Source organism: Pigmentiphaga sp. YJ18, assembly GCF_038066655.1.
In the GTDB taxonomy this organism is placed as follows: Bacteria; Pseudomonadota; Gammaproteobacteria; order Burkholderiales; family Burkholderiaceae_B; genus Pigmentiphaga.
Genome location: NZ_JBBUKU010000001.1, coordinates 2,353,751 through 2,368,345, shown reverse-complemented (window position 1 = coordinate 2,368,345; position 14,595 = coordinate 2,353,751). Strand labels below are relative to the sequence as shown.

Sequence of the window (14,595 nt, the reverse complement as noted above, 5' to 3'; positions counted from 1 at the left end):
TCCGGCTATTGTCGCGCAGAATCACGGCGGGGGTGCCGCCGGCTCGGCCACCGGCGGCGCCGTTTCCTTGCCCGCCGCGTCGACCTTGGTGCTGCCGGCCTTGGCCACCTGCGGATCGGCCCAGGTGCCCGTGACCTCGTACTGATAGGCCAGGACCTTGGACAACGGATCCTTCAGCAGCAACTGCGTCAGAAAAACGCCCAGCCCCACGGCGGGGTTCACCGCCAGCCCGTACAGCAGCGAGGCGGCGCCGGCATCGAGCTTGGGCACCACCAGCACCTGCAGGCGCTGGGTCTCGTGCGCCAGGTCGGCATCGCCGGCGATGACCACGGTGGCGTTCACGCCGTTCATCTTGAAATCGTCGGTATGCGCCACGCCATTGGCGATGGCGGCGTGCGCCCGTATCGTGTCGTAGGCGAAGCCTTCGCTGAAGATGTCGCGGAAATCCAGCGTCACCCGGCGCGGCAGCGATTGCAGCGACAGCACGCCCAGCAGCTTGGCGATGCCCGGCTCGGCCTTGAGGAACTGCCCCTTGTCCAGCGCCAGCTCGACCTTGCCGGACAGGCTGGCCAGATCCAGCGTGTAGGGCAGGCCCTGCCACGACACCTGGGCCGACATGCTGCCCGACCCGCGCGCCATGGTGCCGTGCACGCCCATGCGCTCCAGGAACCTGCCGGTGTCGGCCAGCTTGAGCACCACGTCGAGCGACATTGCGCGCCGCCCCCCGGGGCGAGCGCCGGCTTCCAGCTTCCAGACGCCCGAGCCGTCCAGCTCGGCATCCGGATTCTTCACGTTCAAGCGGCGCAGCCGCCACTCGCGGCCCCGGTCCATGCTCTGGGCCAGGACCTCCAGCCGCCCCAGGGCCTTGCCGAACAATTCGAAGTGCTCGGCCACCAGATCGATTTCCGGCACCTCCTGGTCGTCCGCGGCGGACTCGTCCAGCGCGCCGCCACGATCCGCGTCCTCGGTCTCGCTGTCGACCACCAGCCGCGACAACCGCGCGCTCAGGCGGTTGGGCCCGTTCCCGCCGCGGGTCTCGGCCCACGACAGGCGGCCGGCCAGTTGGGCCGATTCGACATCGGCCCGCCAGTTGGCATTGCCGCCGGTCTCCTGCCGCACGGCGAACAGCGTGACCTTGTCGAGCTGGCGGCCGTGCACGCGCAGCACCGGCGTCGACAGGCTGATGCGGTTGAGCGGGACGTCCACGCCGCCTTCCTGGCCGGATCCCGCCGCGGCGTCCCGGGGCGGCTCGAACTCCGCCGCGAGCTTGCGCAGCCCGTCCACGTCCACCTCGGGCAGCGAGGCGCTCACGCTCAGCCCCGGACCGCTGATCGTGGCGGCACGGTTGATGCCGATGGCGCCGCGCATGGCGGCCACGGCGCCGTCGGCGGCGTAGTCGCGCTCGACATGCAGGTTGACCGCCGGCCCCGCGCTGCCGGCGAACCAGTCCATCCTGGGCCGGTCGGCCGTGGCGGCCGTGCCGCTCCATTCCAGCCGTGACGGACGCGCCTCCTGCGCGGTCTTGCCCAGCGGCGCGGGCAGATCGGCCGCCAGCCCCACCAGGTCGGATTCCACCAGCACCGTGGGCATCTTGCCCGGCGGGATCCGGACCGAGGCCTTGTAGGCCGTGCGTCCAGACAGCCGTGCCATGCCCGGGGCCTTCCACCAGAACGCCAGTGCCGCGGCCGAGGCGGTGCCCTCGGCCCGCAGCAGGTCGGTACCATCCGGCTGCGGGCCGCCGGACAGTTGCAACGGACCGTCCAGGGCCGTGCCGGCCACGTCGCGCAAGGCGACGCCGTGCTGGTCGAACGCCACCGTCCCGGTCAGCCGCGAGAAAGGCGGCACGGCGGGCGCCAGCGAGAAATCGTTGCCCGACAACCGGACTTCGCCCTTGACCTGCACCTCGGCGTGGGCGGAGTCGGCGTGGTCGAGCGGAATGCGCAGCGACAAGGGCACCACGAAATTGCCGCTTGCCGAGGCATCGTCCAGCGCGCCGCCTATCATGCGGCCCACGGGCGAGCGCTTGACGAAGGCCAGGAACGCCGGCGCCGCCCCGCGCGTCTCGCCATCGATCTCCAGCAGCGGCCCGTGCTCGAGGTTGGCGATGGCGGCGCGCGTGCGCCCCATGGCCACGGTGGTCGAGCGGTCGACCCGCACGCGGCCGGAACGGACGTCCACCCCCATGGACACCCGATCGAACACGAGATCCCCCACGAGGTCCTCCAGCCGGGGCCAGAAGTCGCCCTCGGCCAGCGGCTCTGGCAGGTAGTCCAGGGTCACGCCCCGGACCTTGCCCGCCACCCGGAACTCGCCGGACTTGTCGGTACCGTAGGGAAAGGTGTCCAGGTCGCCGCGCACGCGCACGGCCACGTTCTCGGCCTGGCCCGAGACCAGCGCGTGCTGGAGCCAGGCCCGGACGTCCGTGCCGACCACGATGGGGATGTAGCGGTAGACCTCGCGCACGTCGGCGCGCGCCAGCGTGCCCCTCAGGTCCAGCGTGCCGGCGGGGCTGCGGCCATGGCTGCTCCAGTTGCCGCTGAAACTGCCCTCCACGCCGCGGCGGCTGAAATCCAGGTGCTCGACGTCGACCATCCAGGCGCCGTCGGCCCCCTTGCGCGCCGCCGCCCGGGCGTTGAAGACGTCCATGGGCAGGTCGGGCTCGGCGAACACGCCCGGAAAGCGCAGCACGGCGTCGCGCGCATGGACGTCGATGCGTCCGCCCTGCGCGTCCACCTCGATGCTGCCCTGCAGGTTGGAGAAACCCGGCCGCTGCGGATGGTTGCCGTCGTTCACCGGCGGCTCGGGCGCGGCCGCGATCGACAGGCCGGAGAACGCCGCGCGGCCCGATACCGATTCGGGCCGCGTGGGCGCGCCCTGCCAGCCCAGCCGCAGCGCATCGATCCGGCCCCGTGGCTGCAGCTCGGCCAGCTTCTCGCGCGCCGTCCCGGGCAGGGGCAGGCGGTCCGCCAGGTGCAGGCCGGTGGCCAGATCGAACCCGTCCACCTCGATCTGCGTGGCCGGCGGCGTGCCTTGGCGCCCCGGGGTCCAGGTGGCGGCCAGCCGCTGGGGATGCAACACCAGGCCGTCGCCGGTCGCCGCATCCAGGCCGGCCAGGTCCAGCCTGTACCCGCCGCCGGCCACCGGCGCCAGTTCCGCCCGGCCGGCCAGGCTGGCGATGTCCAGCGGCGGCAGTTCCGGCCCGAGCCGCACGCTCAGGTCGCGCACGGCCAGCTGCGCGGTGCCGGCGCGCACGCGTCCGCGGTCATAGTCGATCCAGGTCCGGAGTGTCCCCGTGCCCTGCGAGGGTTCGCCCGGCAGGTCCAGCCAGGGCCGCCATCCCGCCAGGTCGACGCGATCCAGCGCCGCGTACAGCGATCCCCGCCATTGCTGCGGATCGGCGGCATCCAGCGTGAACCAGCCGTGCGTGAAGTCGGCGCGCACGTCCAGCATGGAGCCCAGCGCGGCGGGCGGTTCGGCCCTGAGCGCGGCGCGATGGCGGTGCCCGGTGTTGCGCATCACGAAGGCCACGTTGCCGATTTCCAGCGGCGGCGCCTCCCGCAGGGCATCGTTCCATCGCAGGCGGGCACCGCGCACGACCACTTCGCGCTGGGCCAGCAGCCAGTCCAGGCCTTCGCGGGATCCGCCCCGGGCCTGGGGGTCGACTTCCCAGCCGGCGATCCAGTAGCGCCCCTGGGCATCCCGGCGCGCGTCGAGTTCGGGAGCATCGAGCTGCAGGCGCAGCAGGCGCGGCTCCAGCACCAGCAGGCTGCGCCAGGACAGGATGGCCGACACGCGAGGCAGGCTGAGCCCCGGCTGGCCGGAGGAATCCGCCACCTGGACGGAGGACAGTTCGAAGCTGGGATGCAGGCCCAGCCATTCGGCGTCGATCCTGCCGATGGTGACCGAGGCCCCGATCGCCCGGCCGACCATGCGTTCGATGCCCGGCCGGTAGTCGTCGATGGCGGGAAGCACGCCGTAGCGCACCACCACCAGGGCAACCGCGAACAGGAAATAGGCGGCCAGGATCACCCAGACCAGGGGCCGCACGACGAGGCGATAGAGATAAGCTAGGTCGATATGCACGAAGAAACGGCGAAACGCAGTCGTTCCGTCGAAGCGGCCGCCAGGGCCTGGGTGGAGGAATGGGAAAATGGAAGCTTATACCGCCCCGCATGTCTTATGCTGGCTTATGCGCAAAACTTCTTCGTGGCGCACAATTCTGTAACGCACTGCCACAATTTTCGCCATGACAGACACCTCGCTGCTCACCCCCGCGCTTTCCTGGTCGGGCCATCTGCGCCGACGCATAGACGCCCAGCCCGACTACGGGCGCTGGCTGGCCGACGCGGCCACCCGGCCGGTCGACGCCCAGGCCCTGGCCGCCTGGTTCGACGAATTGCGCACGGCGCGGGGCGCGGCGTCGGCCGACCCGCTGCCCGTGGCCGACTGCCGCGCGGTGCTGCGCAGGCTGCGCGAGCGCGTGTTCTGCGCCGTCATGGCGCGCGACCTGGCGGGCCTCGCGCCGCTGGAGGAAGTCGTGGGCGCGATGACCCGGCTCGCCGACCTGGCCATCGAACAGGCCTATCGCAGCGTCGCGGCCGAACTGGCCGAGGTGCATGGGATCCCGCGCGAGGCCGCCTCGGGCCTGCCCCAGGAAATGCTGATCGTGGGCATGGGCAAGCTGGGCGGCGAGGAACTGAACGTCTCGTCCGACATCGACCTGGTCATGCTGTATGGCGACGAGGGCGAGACCGACGGGCGCCGGCCCATCTCCCACCATGAGTTCTACGGCAGGCTGACGCGGCGCATGATGCCGGTCATCGCCGAGATCGACGCCGACGGCCACGTATTCCGCACCGACCTGCGGCTGCGGCCCGACGGCGACGCCGGACCGCTGGCCTGGAGCCTGGACGCTTTCGAGAACTACCTGGTGTCGCAGGGGCGGGAATGGGAACGCTATGCCTGGCTGAAGGCGCGCCGCATCGAAGCCCAGGCCTTCCAGGGCAGCGACCCCGCCGCCCAGGCGGCGCAGATGGAGGCGCTGCGGCGGCCCTTCGTCTACCGCAAGTATTTCGATTTCGACGCGCTGGCGGCGCTGCGCGCGCTGCGCGAACGCATACGCGAGGACTGGAACCGCCGCTCGTACAACGGCACGGGCGAACAGGCCACGCAGGCCGATAACGTCAAGCTGGGCGAAGGCGGCATCCGCGAGATCGAGTTCGTGGTCCAGCTCTCGCAGCTGGTACGCGGCGGCCGCACGCCGACGCTGCAGGAACGCGGCCTGCTGGCCGCGCTGCACGCCGAACGCGAGGCAGGCCTGGTCCGGCCCGAGGATGCCGAACGGCTGGAAAGTGCCTACCGCTTCCTGCGGCGGGTCGAACACGCCTTGCAATACCGCGAGGACCAGCAGACCCATCTGCTGCCCCAGGACGACGAGCGGCGTGCCGAACTGGCCCGCGCGCTGGGCTTCGACGACCCGGCCAACTTCGAGCGCACGCTGACCGCGCACCGGGAATTCGTCGAAACCACCTTCCGCGGCGTGTTCGGCCAGAACGACGGCGAACAGGCCCAGGGCCGGCGCGGGACGGGCGACCCCGAGGACCGGTTGGTCGAACGCATACGCACGGCCCTGCCGGCCGAGGCCGACAGCCTGCTGCCGCGCGCCGCCGCGCTGCTCGACAGCCCACGCATACGCAGCCTGCCCGACAACAGCCGGCGGCGCCTGGCGGCCCTGCTGCCGGCGGCGGTGGATGCCTGCGCCGGCACCAAGGCGCCCGCCGCCGCGCTGGTCCGCATGTTCGGCCTGATCGAGCACATCGCGCAGCGCAGCGCCTACATGGCGCTGCTGGCCGAGTACCCCGACACGCTGGCCCGGGTGGCCCGCATCTTCGCGGCCAGCGACTGGGCCGCGGGCTACCTGACCCGGCACCCGCTGCTGCTGGACGAATTGCTGGACTGGCGCACGCTCATGGTCGAGCCCGACCTGCCCGCCATGGCCCGCAAGCTCAGCGACGAACTGGATGCCTGCGTGATCGACGGCACCGGCGCGCCCGACGTCGAGCGGCAGATGAACCTGATGCGCGACACGCAGCGCCAATGGGGCTTCCATCTGCTGGCGCAGGATCTCGAGGGCCAGTTGACGGTGGAGCGGCTGGGCGACTACCTGTCCATGGTCGCCGACATCATGCTCGAGGAAACGCTCAAGCGCGTCTGGTACAGCGTGTCCAAGGACGAAGGCCGCACGCCCGCGCATTTCGCGGTCATCGCCTACGGCAAGCACGGCGGCAAGGAGCTGGGCTACGCCTCGGACCTCGACCTGGTGTTCCTGTTCGACGACCCGCGCGAGGACGCCGGCGAGATCTACGCCCGCTTCGGCCAGCGCATCCTGTCGTGGCTCGGTTCCATGACCGCCTCGGGACGCCTGTACGAAGTGGACCTGCGCCTGCGGCCCGACGGCCAGGCTGGGCTGATGGTGATCTCGACCGAAGCCTTCGAGCGCTACCAGAAGGAACACGCCTGGCCCTGGGAACATCAGGCCATCACGCGCGCCCGCTTCGCCGCCGGGGACCCCGAGGTGGGCAGACAGTTCGAACGCATCCGGCGCGAGGTGCTGCTGATGCCGCGCGACGCCCGCCAACTGGCCGACGAGGTCATCGCCATGCGCCGCAAGATCGGCGAAGGCCACCCCAACCGCACGCCGGACTTCGACCTCAAGCACGATCCGGGCGGCATGGTGGACGTCGAATTCGTCACCCAATACCTGGTCCTGCTGCATGCCCGCGAGCAAGAGATCCTGGTGCAGAACCTCGGCAACATCGCGCTGCTGCGCCTGGCCGCCGAAGCGGGCCTGATCCCCGCCGACCTGGCGCGGCGCGTGGGCGATGCCTATCGCACGCTGCGGCGGGAACAGCACGCGCTGCGCCTGCAGGACGTGGAAAAAGCCCGCGTACCCCAGGACGCGCTGACGGCCGAACGCGCCGCCGTGATCGAGCTGTGGGAACAGGTCCTGGGCCCCCGTTCCTGAATCCTCCGGGGGCCTTGCCGCCCCCGCCTCCTACCCCCCTCCTCCTGTTTGCCGCCGCTTCCCTCGGGAAGCGGCGTGCGGCCGCCTGCCCCCGGCCGATTCCACCTAGGGTTTCACACAGGTCTTATTTTTGAGTTTTTTACGTAATATGCAAAAAACTCAATTTTCAATGGCGTTTATTCGCCATATATCAGGCCAAATTTTCCACCATGCCCCAAAGACCCGGTCTTTCCTTCAGCCACGTCGGCATCTTCGTCACCGATATCCAGCGCATGGCCGACTTCTATTCGCAGGTCCTGGACTTCACCATCACGGACCGCGGCATGCTCGACGGCCCCCACGGCCCGATCGAACTGGTGTTCACCAGCCGCGATCCGGACGTCCATCACCAGATCGTGCTGGTATCGGGGCGGCCCGCCGATGTCCGCTTCAACGTCATCAATCAGTTGTCGCTGATGGCCGACTCCCTGGAAACCCTGCAGCGCTACCACCGCCGCCTGGTGGACGCCGGCGTCGCGGAACTTGCACCGGTCACGCACGGCAACGCGCTGTCGCTGTACTGCCGCGATCCGGAAGGCAACCGGCTCGAGCTGTACATCGACACGCCCTGGTACGTCTCGCAGCCCATGCGCGTCCCCATGCCCATCGAGCTGCCGCCGGCCGAACTCATGGCCTGGGCCGAGCGGCACGCGCGCGCCCTGCCCGGCTTCCGCAGCCGCCAGGAGTGGCGGGCCGACATGGCCCGGCGCATGGGCGTGGAGCAGGCGCCCGCATGACGGAAAGCGCATCCAGCCTGGGCCGCATGCTGACGCTGCTCGATGCCTACACCCACGACCGGTACGCCTGGACGGTGGACGACCTGGCCAGCCATTTCGGCTTCACGCCCTCGTCCACCTATCGCTACGTCAAGGAACTGTGCGCGGCGGGATTGCTGATACGGCTGCCGCGCGGCATCTACGTGGTGGGCGCGCGGATCGTCGAACTCGAGGCCCTGATCCGCGAGACCGATCCGGTCACCCGCGCCGCCCAGCCCATCCTGCGCGACCTAGCGCAGGAAACCGGCTGCCACGTGCTGCTTTCCAACGTCTACGGCGAGCACCTGCTGAACGTGGCGCACGAAGCCGGCGTCGAGCCGCTGGAACTGACCTACATGCGGGGCAAGAACCTGCCGTGGTTCCGCGGCGCGCCTTCGCTGTCGGTACTGGCGTTCTGGCCGCGGGCGCGCGTGCGCAACCTGTTCGAACAGACCCACCCGGGTGCCGGCGAGGAAGCCTGGAACGCCGCGTGGACCGGGCTGAAGGCCATACGCAAGGCGGGATACGCCATCAGCCACGCGGGGCTGGATCCCGACGTCATCGGCTACGGCGTGCCCGTGATGGCCGAGGACGAAGTCATCGGAACGATCTCGCTGGTCTGCTCGAAGCAGCGTGGAGAGTTCCTCAACGGCGCGGCCCTGGGGGCCGTGCTGCAACAGAAAAGCCGCGAGATTTCCGCCCGCCTGCAGACGGCGGACTGAGCGGCCTCACGCGCGCCCCGACGGGGCCGCACGAAAACGGGGACGAAGAGGAGACCCATCATGCACGACAAGATCACCGGCCGCCGCCAGGCCCTCGCTGCGGCGGGCATACTGGCCGCGGCACTGGCCGGCCCCGCGCACGCGCAGAACAACGCGCAGAACACCTACCCGAACCGGCCGATCAAGCTGCTGGTCGGCTTCGCGGCCGGAGGCGGCAGCGACGTCGTGGCCCGGCTGGTCGGCAAGGCGCTGTCCGAGCGGGTCGGCCAGCCCGTCATCGTCGAGAACCGCGCCGGCGACGGCGGCAACATCGCCTCGGCCCAGGTCGCCAAGAGCGAGCCCGACGGCTACACGCTGGTGCTGATGACCAGCGGCCACGGCACCAATGCCGCCATGCGCAAGGACTTGCCCTTCGAGCCGGTCAAGGGCTTTGGCTGGGTCTCCACGATCACGACGTATCCGTTGACGCTGGCCGTGGCGCCGTCGTCGCCGATCAAGTCCTTCGACGATTTCGTCCGCCGCATCAAGGCCGAAAAAGACCGCTACACCTACACCTCGGTCGGCGTCGGCACCGCCATGCATCTCGTGGGCGAATGGATCATGGCCGAAAGCGGCGGCAGCGCGCTGCACGTGCCGTTCAAGGGCGGCGCCGGCCCCATGACCGAGCTGCTGGCCGGACGCGTGGACGTCATGATCGACACGATGACCAACACCGCGCCGCTGTTCAAGTCCCAGCGCGTGCGGCTGCTGGCGACCACCGCGCCCAAGGGCGTGCAGGCGCTGCCCGGCGTGCCCAGCGTGGCCGATACGCTGCCCGCCGTCGTCTTCGAATCCTGGCTGGGCATCGCCGCGCCGGCCGGCACGCCCGCCGACGTGGTCGCCCGCCTGAACCGCGAGTTGCGCGCGGTGCTGGACACGCCCGCCGTGCATCAGCAACTGGTCGACTGGGGCGGTTCGCCCAAGGCCTCCACGCCCGACGAATTCCAGGCGCGCGTCGAGAACGACATCCGCCGTCTGCGCGCCGTCGTGGTCCAGCGCAACATCCAGGCTGAATAAAAGAGAAAGGGCACGCGGGCGCTCAGCCCGCCAGCCACCTCAGCAGCCACAGCGTGACCATGCCCGCGCCTATCATCGCGATCGTGTTGCGGGTGGCCACCATGACCGCCACCGCGGTCACGGCGGCCAGGGCGCGCCAGTCGAACACCGGCAGGCCGCCCGGCGCCCAGGGCAGCAGGTCCGGCACGATCACGGCCGCCAGCGCCGCGGCGGGCGCGTAGCGCAGCGCCCGCCTGACGCCCTCGGGCAGGGGCACGTTGTCGCCCAGCAGCAGGAAGCCGGCGCGCGTGAGCACGGTGCACACCGCCAGCGCGATGATGACCAGCCAGACGTACAGGGAATCGGACGTCGGCGGCAGGGTGGACGGACTCATGCTCCCGCCTCCTTGCGGCGCTCGAGCGCCCGCTCCGTGGCGACGCCGGCCCAGACGCCCGCCACCACCGCCAGGACCAGCCCCAGCCGCAAGGGCAGCGGCTGGCCAGCCCATCCGGCCAGGGCCGCCGCCCCCACCGCCGCGGCCACCGGCCAGCTCGCGACCATGGGCACCACGATGGCGATCAGCGCCAGCACCGCGGCGAATTCCAGCGACCAGGCCTGCGGCACCACGGCGCCCAGCAGGATGCCGGCCACCGAGCACACCTGCCAGGTCACCCAGTTGCCCAGCGCCGAGCCCAGGAAGAACCAGGTCTGCTCGGGCGTGCCCTTGACGGCCGCGTCGCCGTAGCGGGGCATGAACAGCACGAAGCCGATGTCGCTCGTCAGGAAGCCCAGCCCCAGGCGGCGCCAGCGGGAGTAGCGGCGGAAATACGGATGCAGCGCCGCCGCGAAGATCACGAATCGCAGGTTGACCACGCAACCGGCGGCGAACACCAGCCATACCGGCGCGCCCGCCACGATCAGCGGCAGCGCGGCCAGTTGGGCCGAGCCCGCGTATACCAGGAAAGTCATCGCCAGCGCCAGGGACTGGCTCAGGCCGATCTTGACCATGGCCACGCCGCTGACCATGCCCCAGACGCCGATGGCGATCGTGGTGGGCGCCAGCGCCCTCAGGCCCGCGACGACGGCCGCCCTGCGTTCCTGCGGGGAAAGGCCGGGCACTGCGGCGGACGGACGCATGGCGGACATGGGGATGGGGGAACGGCGGCTGGATCCCGGCGCCGGGCCGGGAAGGAGTAAAGTGACGGCTTACGGCTATTGTAAGTGATTACCCGAATCTCCCCGGATTCCCGGGCAGCATCGGGCGCGGACCCCTGCGCGCCCGCTTCGCCGCAGGATCCCGTCGCAGATTGGTACAATATCTGGTTCATTTCGGAGATCCTCATCATGTCGATGTCAGACCGCGACGGCTTCATCTGGTACGACGGCAAGCTCGTGCCCTGGCGTGAAGCCAACACCCATGTGCTCACACACTCTCTGCACTACGGGTTGGCGGTATTCGAGGGTGTGCGCGCGTACAAGACCGACATCGGAACCTCGATCTTCCGGCTCAAGGAACACACCGACCGCCTGGTCAATTCCGCCCACATCTACCAGATGCAGATCCCGTACAGCCGGGAAATCCTGATGGAAGCGCAGAAGGAAGTGGTCCGCGTCAACAAGCTGGAATCCTGCTACCTGCGTCCCATCGCGTTCTACGGTTCGGAAAAGATGGGCGTCTCGCCCAAGGGCGCCAAGGTCCACGTGGCCGTCGCCGCCTGGGAATGGGGTGCCTACCTGGGCGCCGAGGCGCTGCAAAAGGGCATCCGGGTCAAGACCTCGTCCTATGCCCGCCACCACGTCAACGTGACCATGCCCCGCGCCAAGCTGGCCTCCACCTACGCCAACTCCATCCTGGCGAACCTGGAAGCCACCGAGGACGGCTACGACGAAGCCCTGCTGCTCGACACCGAAGGCTTCGTGGCCGAAGGCTCGGGCGAGAACGTCTTCATCGTCAAGGACGGCGTGCTGATCGAGCCCGAGATCGCCTCGGCCCTGACCGGCATCACGCGCTCGACCATCCACAGCCTGGCCGCCGACCTGGGCATCAAGGTCGTCACCAAGCGCCTGACGCGCGACGACATCTACATCGCCGACGAAGCCTTCTTCACCGGCACGGCGGCGGAAGTCACGCCCATCCGCGAACTGGACCGCCGCAAGATCGGCGCCGGCCAGTGCGGCCCGGTCACGGCGCGCCTGCAGCAGGCCTTCTTCGATCTGGTCGCGGGCCGCAACGCCAAGTACGGCCACTGGCTCACGCACGTCTGATCGGAGGAACGGCCATGACCACCGAAGCCGCCAACGCCATCATCGAAGTCGATGCCGACGCGCTTCCGCTTTCGTGCCCGGGACCGCATACTCCGCTCTGGAACATGCACCCTAAGGTGTTCCTGGACATCGGGACGACCGGCGAAGCGAAGTGCCCGTACTGTGGCGCCGAATACCGTCTGAAGGACGGCGCCAAGGTACATCATCATTGATGCCCTGCGGACCGGCTATGCCGGATCCGCGGTGTCCCAGGAAGGACACAGCTGACGCTGCCCCGGTCCGCCGGGGTTTGCTTTTTATTCACAGGACCTCCCCGTGCAGCACAACGATTACATCCTGACGCTCGCCTGCCCCGATACGACCGGCATCGTGTACCACGTGTCGGGATTCCTGTTCGAGCGCGGCTGCAACATCCTGGACTCGCAGCAGTTCGGGGACGAGGACACCCGGCTGTTCTTCCTGCGCGTGCACTTCTCGGTGCCCGACGGCCTGGACGCCGACACCGTGCGCAAGGAATTCACCGCCGTGGGCGAGCGCTTCTCCATGCAATGGCAGATCCGCGACCCGCACCGGCGCGCGCGCGTGCTGCTGATGGTCAGCAAGCACGGCCACTGCCTGAACGACCTGCTGTTCCGCGCCAAGAGCGGACAGCTGCCCATCGACATTCCCGCGGTGGTTTCCAACCACCCCGATTTCGCGCTGCTGTCGGCTTCGTACGGCGTGCCCTTCTACCACCTGCCGGTCGCGCAGGGCGGCAAGGAACAGCAGGAGCGGCAGGTGTTGCAGATCGCCGAGCGCGAGAACGTCGACCTGGTCGTGCTGGCCCGCTACATGCAGATCCTGTCGCCCGAGATGTGCCGGGCGCTGGCCGGCCGGGCCATCAACATCCACCACAGCTTCCTGCCCAGCTTCAAGGGCGCGCGGCCGTACTACCAGGCGCACGACCGCGGCGTGAAGCTGATCGGCGCCACCGCCCACTACGTCACGCCCGACCTCGACGAAGGTCCCATCATCGAGCAGGACATCGCCCGCGTGGACCACAGCATGTCGCCGGAAACCATGACACAGGTCGGCCGCGACGTCGAATGCCTGGTGCTGGCGCGCGCCGTCCGCTGGCACGTCGAGCATCGCATCCTGTTGAACGGCCACAAGACGATCGTATTCGCATAAATGGTGCTCAAATCCCGCGGCGCGCCGCTATTCGCCACCTCCGAAGAAGCCGAGCAGGCGTTCTACGACGCCCTGGAACAAGGCGACCTCGCCCAGTTGATGGCGGTCTGGGCCGACGACGAGGACATCGTCTGCATCCATCCGGGCGGGCCGCGGCTGATCGGCCACGACGCCGTGATGGAATCGTGGCGCGAGATCCTGGGTAGCTCCCCGGTACCGATACGGCCCACGCGGGTCTACACCGTGCAAAGCATGATGAGTTCGGTCCACTCCGTGGTCGAACAGCTCATGGTCGACACCTCCCAGGGCAAGCAGCTCGTCAACTGCTATGCAACCAATGTCTTTCACAAGGGTCCCACAGGCTGGCGGCTGGTCGTTCACCACTCGTCGCAAGCCCCTGCCGATCTCGGCCCGACCGAGCTTCAGGACGTTCCCGACCTCTTGCATTGAGTCGCCCGCCCATCCCGCATGCCCGCTTACCTGGACACGACACCCTGCCCGACTCCCGCATGGTTGCCCGAAGGACATAGCCAGACCATCTTCGCGTCGCAGTTCTCGTCGCACCATCACACCTCGTTCCAGCGCGAACGGGTGGATACGCCCGACGGCGATTTCATCGACTTCGACTGGACGGCGCCCGGCCTCGGTCCCGACACGGCCGTCGGCCCCGACCTGTTCGCGCGGCTGGCCGAAACAGCCGGCACCGCCACCGCGTCGCGCGACGGCCTCGTGCTGTTCCACGGCCTGGAAGGCAGCAGCGCCAGCCACTACGCGCAAGCCATCTCGCAGTATTTCCGCGCGCGCGGCTGGACCGTCGTCGTGCCGCACTTCCGCGGCTGCTCGGGCGAGCCGAACCGCCTGCCCCGCGCCTATCACTCGGGCGACTCCGCCGACGTCGGCTTCATGCTGGACGCCGTGCGGCAGCGCCTGCCGCAGATGCGCTGGCACGCCGCCGGCATCTCGCTGGGCGGCAACGCGCTGCTGAAATACCTGGGCGAGGCCGGCGGCACCGCCGGCTGGCTGGCGGCGGCGGCGGGCGTATCGGCGCCGGTCGACCTGATGGCCGGCGGCCGCGCCCTGGGCACCGGACTGATCAACCGCCGGATCTACACCCACATGTTCCTGCGCACGCTGAAGTCCAAGACGCTCCAGAAGGCGCAGCGCTTCCCCGGCACCATAGACGTGCTACGCGTGGCCAACGCGCGCGACCTGTACGAGTTCGACGACGCCTACACCGCGCCCACGCACGGTTTCCGCGACGTCGACGACTACTGGACGCGCGCCTCCAGCAAGCCCCTGCTGATGGACATCGCCATTCCGACGCTGGTGCTCAATGCGCGCAACGACCCGTTCCTTCCCGGCCGCTACCTGCCCACTCCCGAACAGGCTTCCGGCCACGTGGTCCTGCATCAGCCGGCACAGGGCGGCCACGCGGGCTTTCCCACGGGAAGCTTCCCCAGCAACCTGAACTGGCTGCCGCGCAGGCTGGCGGAGTTCTTCCGGACCGGCCGCTAGGGCCCGTTCCCCCATCGGGGCAAGCCCCCGCTGACATCCCTGGCGTTTTCTTCGACAATGGAGAAAACCA

12 protein-coding genes are annotated in these 14,595 nt (G+C 69.4%); 9 read left to right on the top strand and 3 right to left on the bottom strand.

The window, feature by feature from the left end:
• Positions 1-21: 21 nt before the first annotated feature.
• Positions 22-4,083 carry a YhdP family protein gene (locus WKR98_RS11420; RefSeq protein WP_341433087.1) on the bottom strand — a complete coding sequence of 1,354 codons (4,062 nt, stop codon included), beginning with the start codon at positions 4,081-4,083 and terminating at the stop codon, positions 22-24.
• A 163-nt stretch (positions 4,084-4,246) separates the two neighbouring features.
• Here WKR98_RS11420 and glnE point away from each other — a divergent pair, with 163 nt between their 5' ends.
• From glnE to WKR98_RS11400, 4 genes are all read left to right on the top strand, one after another.
• On the top strand, positions 4,247-7,024 hold the full coding sequence (gene glnE / locus WKR98_RS11415) for a bifunctional [glutamate--ammonia ligase]-adenylyl-L-tyrosine phosphorylase/[glutamate--ammonia-ligase] adenylyltransferase (RefSeq protein ID WP_341433085.1): 2,778 nt from the start codon (positions 4,247-4,249) through the stop codon (positions 7,022-7,024).
• Between the two features lie 209 nt (positions 7,025-7,233).
• Complete coding sequence (locus WKR98_RS11410) at positions 7,234-7,800, top strand: VOC family protein (RefSeq protein ID WP_124688201.1); 567 nt, start codon at positions 7,234-7,236, stop codon at positions 7,798-7,800.
• Positions 7,797-8,540, top strand: a complete 744-nt coding sequence (locus tag WKR98_RS11405; protein WP_341433083.1) for an IclR family transcriptional regulator — start codon at positions 7,797-7,799, stop codon at positions 8,538-8,540. The genes WKR98_RS11410 and WKR98_RS11405 overlap by 4 nt, the downstream gene beginning before the upstream one ends.
• A gap of 60 nt (positions 8,541-8,600) precedes the next feature.
• Complete coding sequence (locus WKR98_RS11400) at positions 8,601-9,596, top strand: Bug family tripartite tricarboxylate transporter substrate binding protein (protein ID WP_124688199.1); 996 nt, start codon at positions 8,601-8,603, stop codon at positions 9,594-9,596.
• Positions 9,597-9,618: 22 nt separating this feature from the next.
• Here WKR98_RS11400 and WKR98_RS11395 read toward each other — a convergent pair whose 3' ends face one another.
• Both WKR98_RS11395 and WKR98_RS11390 read right to left on the bottom strand, forming a co-directional pair.
• The gene (locus WKR98_RS11395; protein ID WP_124688198.1) at positions 9,619-9,969 is read right to left on the bottom strand and encodes an AzlD domain-containing protein; all 351 of its coding nucleotides are present in this window, start codon (positions 9,967-9,969) and stop codon (positions 9,619-9,621) included.
• Complete coding sequence (locus tag WKR98_RS11390; RefSeq protein ID WP_124688197.1) at positions 9,966-10,712, bottom strand: AzlC family ABC transporter permease; 747 nt, start codon at positions 10,710-10,712, stop codon at positions 9,966-9,968. The genes WKR98_RS11395 and WKR98_RS11390 overlap by 4 nt, the downstream gene beginning before the upstream one ends.
• A gap of 207 nt (positions 10,713-10,919) precedes the next feature.
• On the opposite strand from WKR98_RS11390, the gene WKR98_RS11385 reads away from it, so the two are divergent.
• The 5 genes from WKR98_RS11385 to WKR98_RS11365 all read left to right on the top strand — a co-directional run bounded on the left by WKR98_RS11385 (position 10,920) and on the right by WKR98_RS11365 (position 14,525).
• Complete coding sequence (locus tag WKR98_RS11385) at positions 10,920-11,840, top strand: branched-chain amino acid transaminase (protein WP_124688196.1); 921 nt, start codon at positions 10,920-10,922, stop codon at positions 11,838-11,840.
• A 14-nt stretch (positions 11,841-11,854) separates the two neighbouring features.
• Complete coding sequence (locus WKR98_RS11380; RefSeq protein WP_087837101.1) at positions 11,855-12,052, top strand: zinc-finger domain-containing protein; 198 nt, start codon at positions 11,855-11,857, stop codon at positions 12,050-12,052.
• Positions 12,053-12,155: 103 nt separating this feature from the next.
• Positions 12,156-13,010 carry a formyltetrahydrofolate deformylase gene (purU, locus tag WKR98_RS11375; protein WP_341433079.1) on the top strand — a complete coding sequence of 285 codons (855 nt, stop codon included), beginning with the start codon at positions 12,156-12,158 and terminating at the stop codon, positions 13,008-13,010.
• Entirely contained in the window at positions 13,011-13,460 is a 450-nt protein-coding gene (locus WKR98_RS11370; RefSeq protein WP_124688194.1) for a YybH family protein, read from the top strand.
• Positions 13,461-13,478: 18 nt separating this feature from the next.
• Positions 13,479-14,525, top strand: a complete 1,047-nt coding sequence (locus tag WKR98_RS11365) for a YheT family hydrolase (RefSeq protein WP_341433076.1) — start codon at positions 13,479-13,481, stop codon at positions 14,523-14,525.
• The last annotated feature ends 70 nt before the right edge of the window (positions 14,526-14,595 follow it).

Coding starts and splice junctions, on each gene's coding strand:
- glnE (WP_341433085.1), top strand. CDS start 4,247: ATGACAGACACCTCGCTGCTCACCCCCGCGCTTTCCTGGTCGGGCCAT.
- WKR98_RS11410 (WP_124688201.1), top strand. CDS start 7,234: ATGCCCCAAAGACCCGGTCTTTCCTTCAGCCACGTCGGCATCTTCGTC.
- WKR98_RS11405 (WP_341433083.1), top strand. CDS start 7,797: ATGACGGAAAGCGCATCCAGCCTGGGCCGCATGCTGACGCTGCTCGAT.
- WKR98_RS11400 (WP_124688199.1), top strand. CDS start 8,601: ATGCACGACAAGATCACCGGCCGCCGCCAGGCCCTCGCTGCGGCGGGC.
- WKR98_RS11395 (WP_124688198.1), bottom strand. CDS start 9,969: ATGAGTCCGTCCACCCTGCCGCCGACGTCCGATTCCCTGTACGTCTGG.
- WKR98_RS11390 (WP_124688197.1), bottom strand. CDS start 10,712: ATGCGTCCGTCCGCCGCAGTGCCCGGCCTTTCCCCGCAGGAACGCAGG.
- WKR98_RS11385 (WP_124688196.1), top strand. CDS start 10,920: ATGTCGATGTCAGACCGCGACGGCTTCATCTGGTACGACGGCAAGCTC.
- WKR98_RS11380 (WP_087837101.1), top strand. CDS start 11,855: ATGACCACCGAAGCCGCCAACGCCATCATCGAAGTCGATGCCGACGCG.
- WKR98_RS11370 (WP_124688194.1), top strand. CDS start 13,011: ATGGTGCTCAAATCCCGCGGCGCGCCGCTATTCGCCACCTCCGAAGAA.
- WKR98_RS11365 (WP_341433076.1), top strand. CDS start 13,479: ATGCCCGCTTACCTGGACACGACACCCTGCCCGACTCCCGCATGGTTG.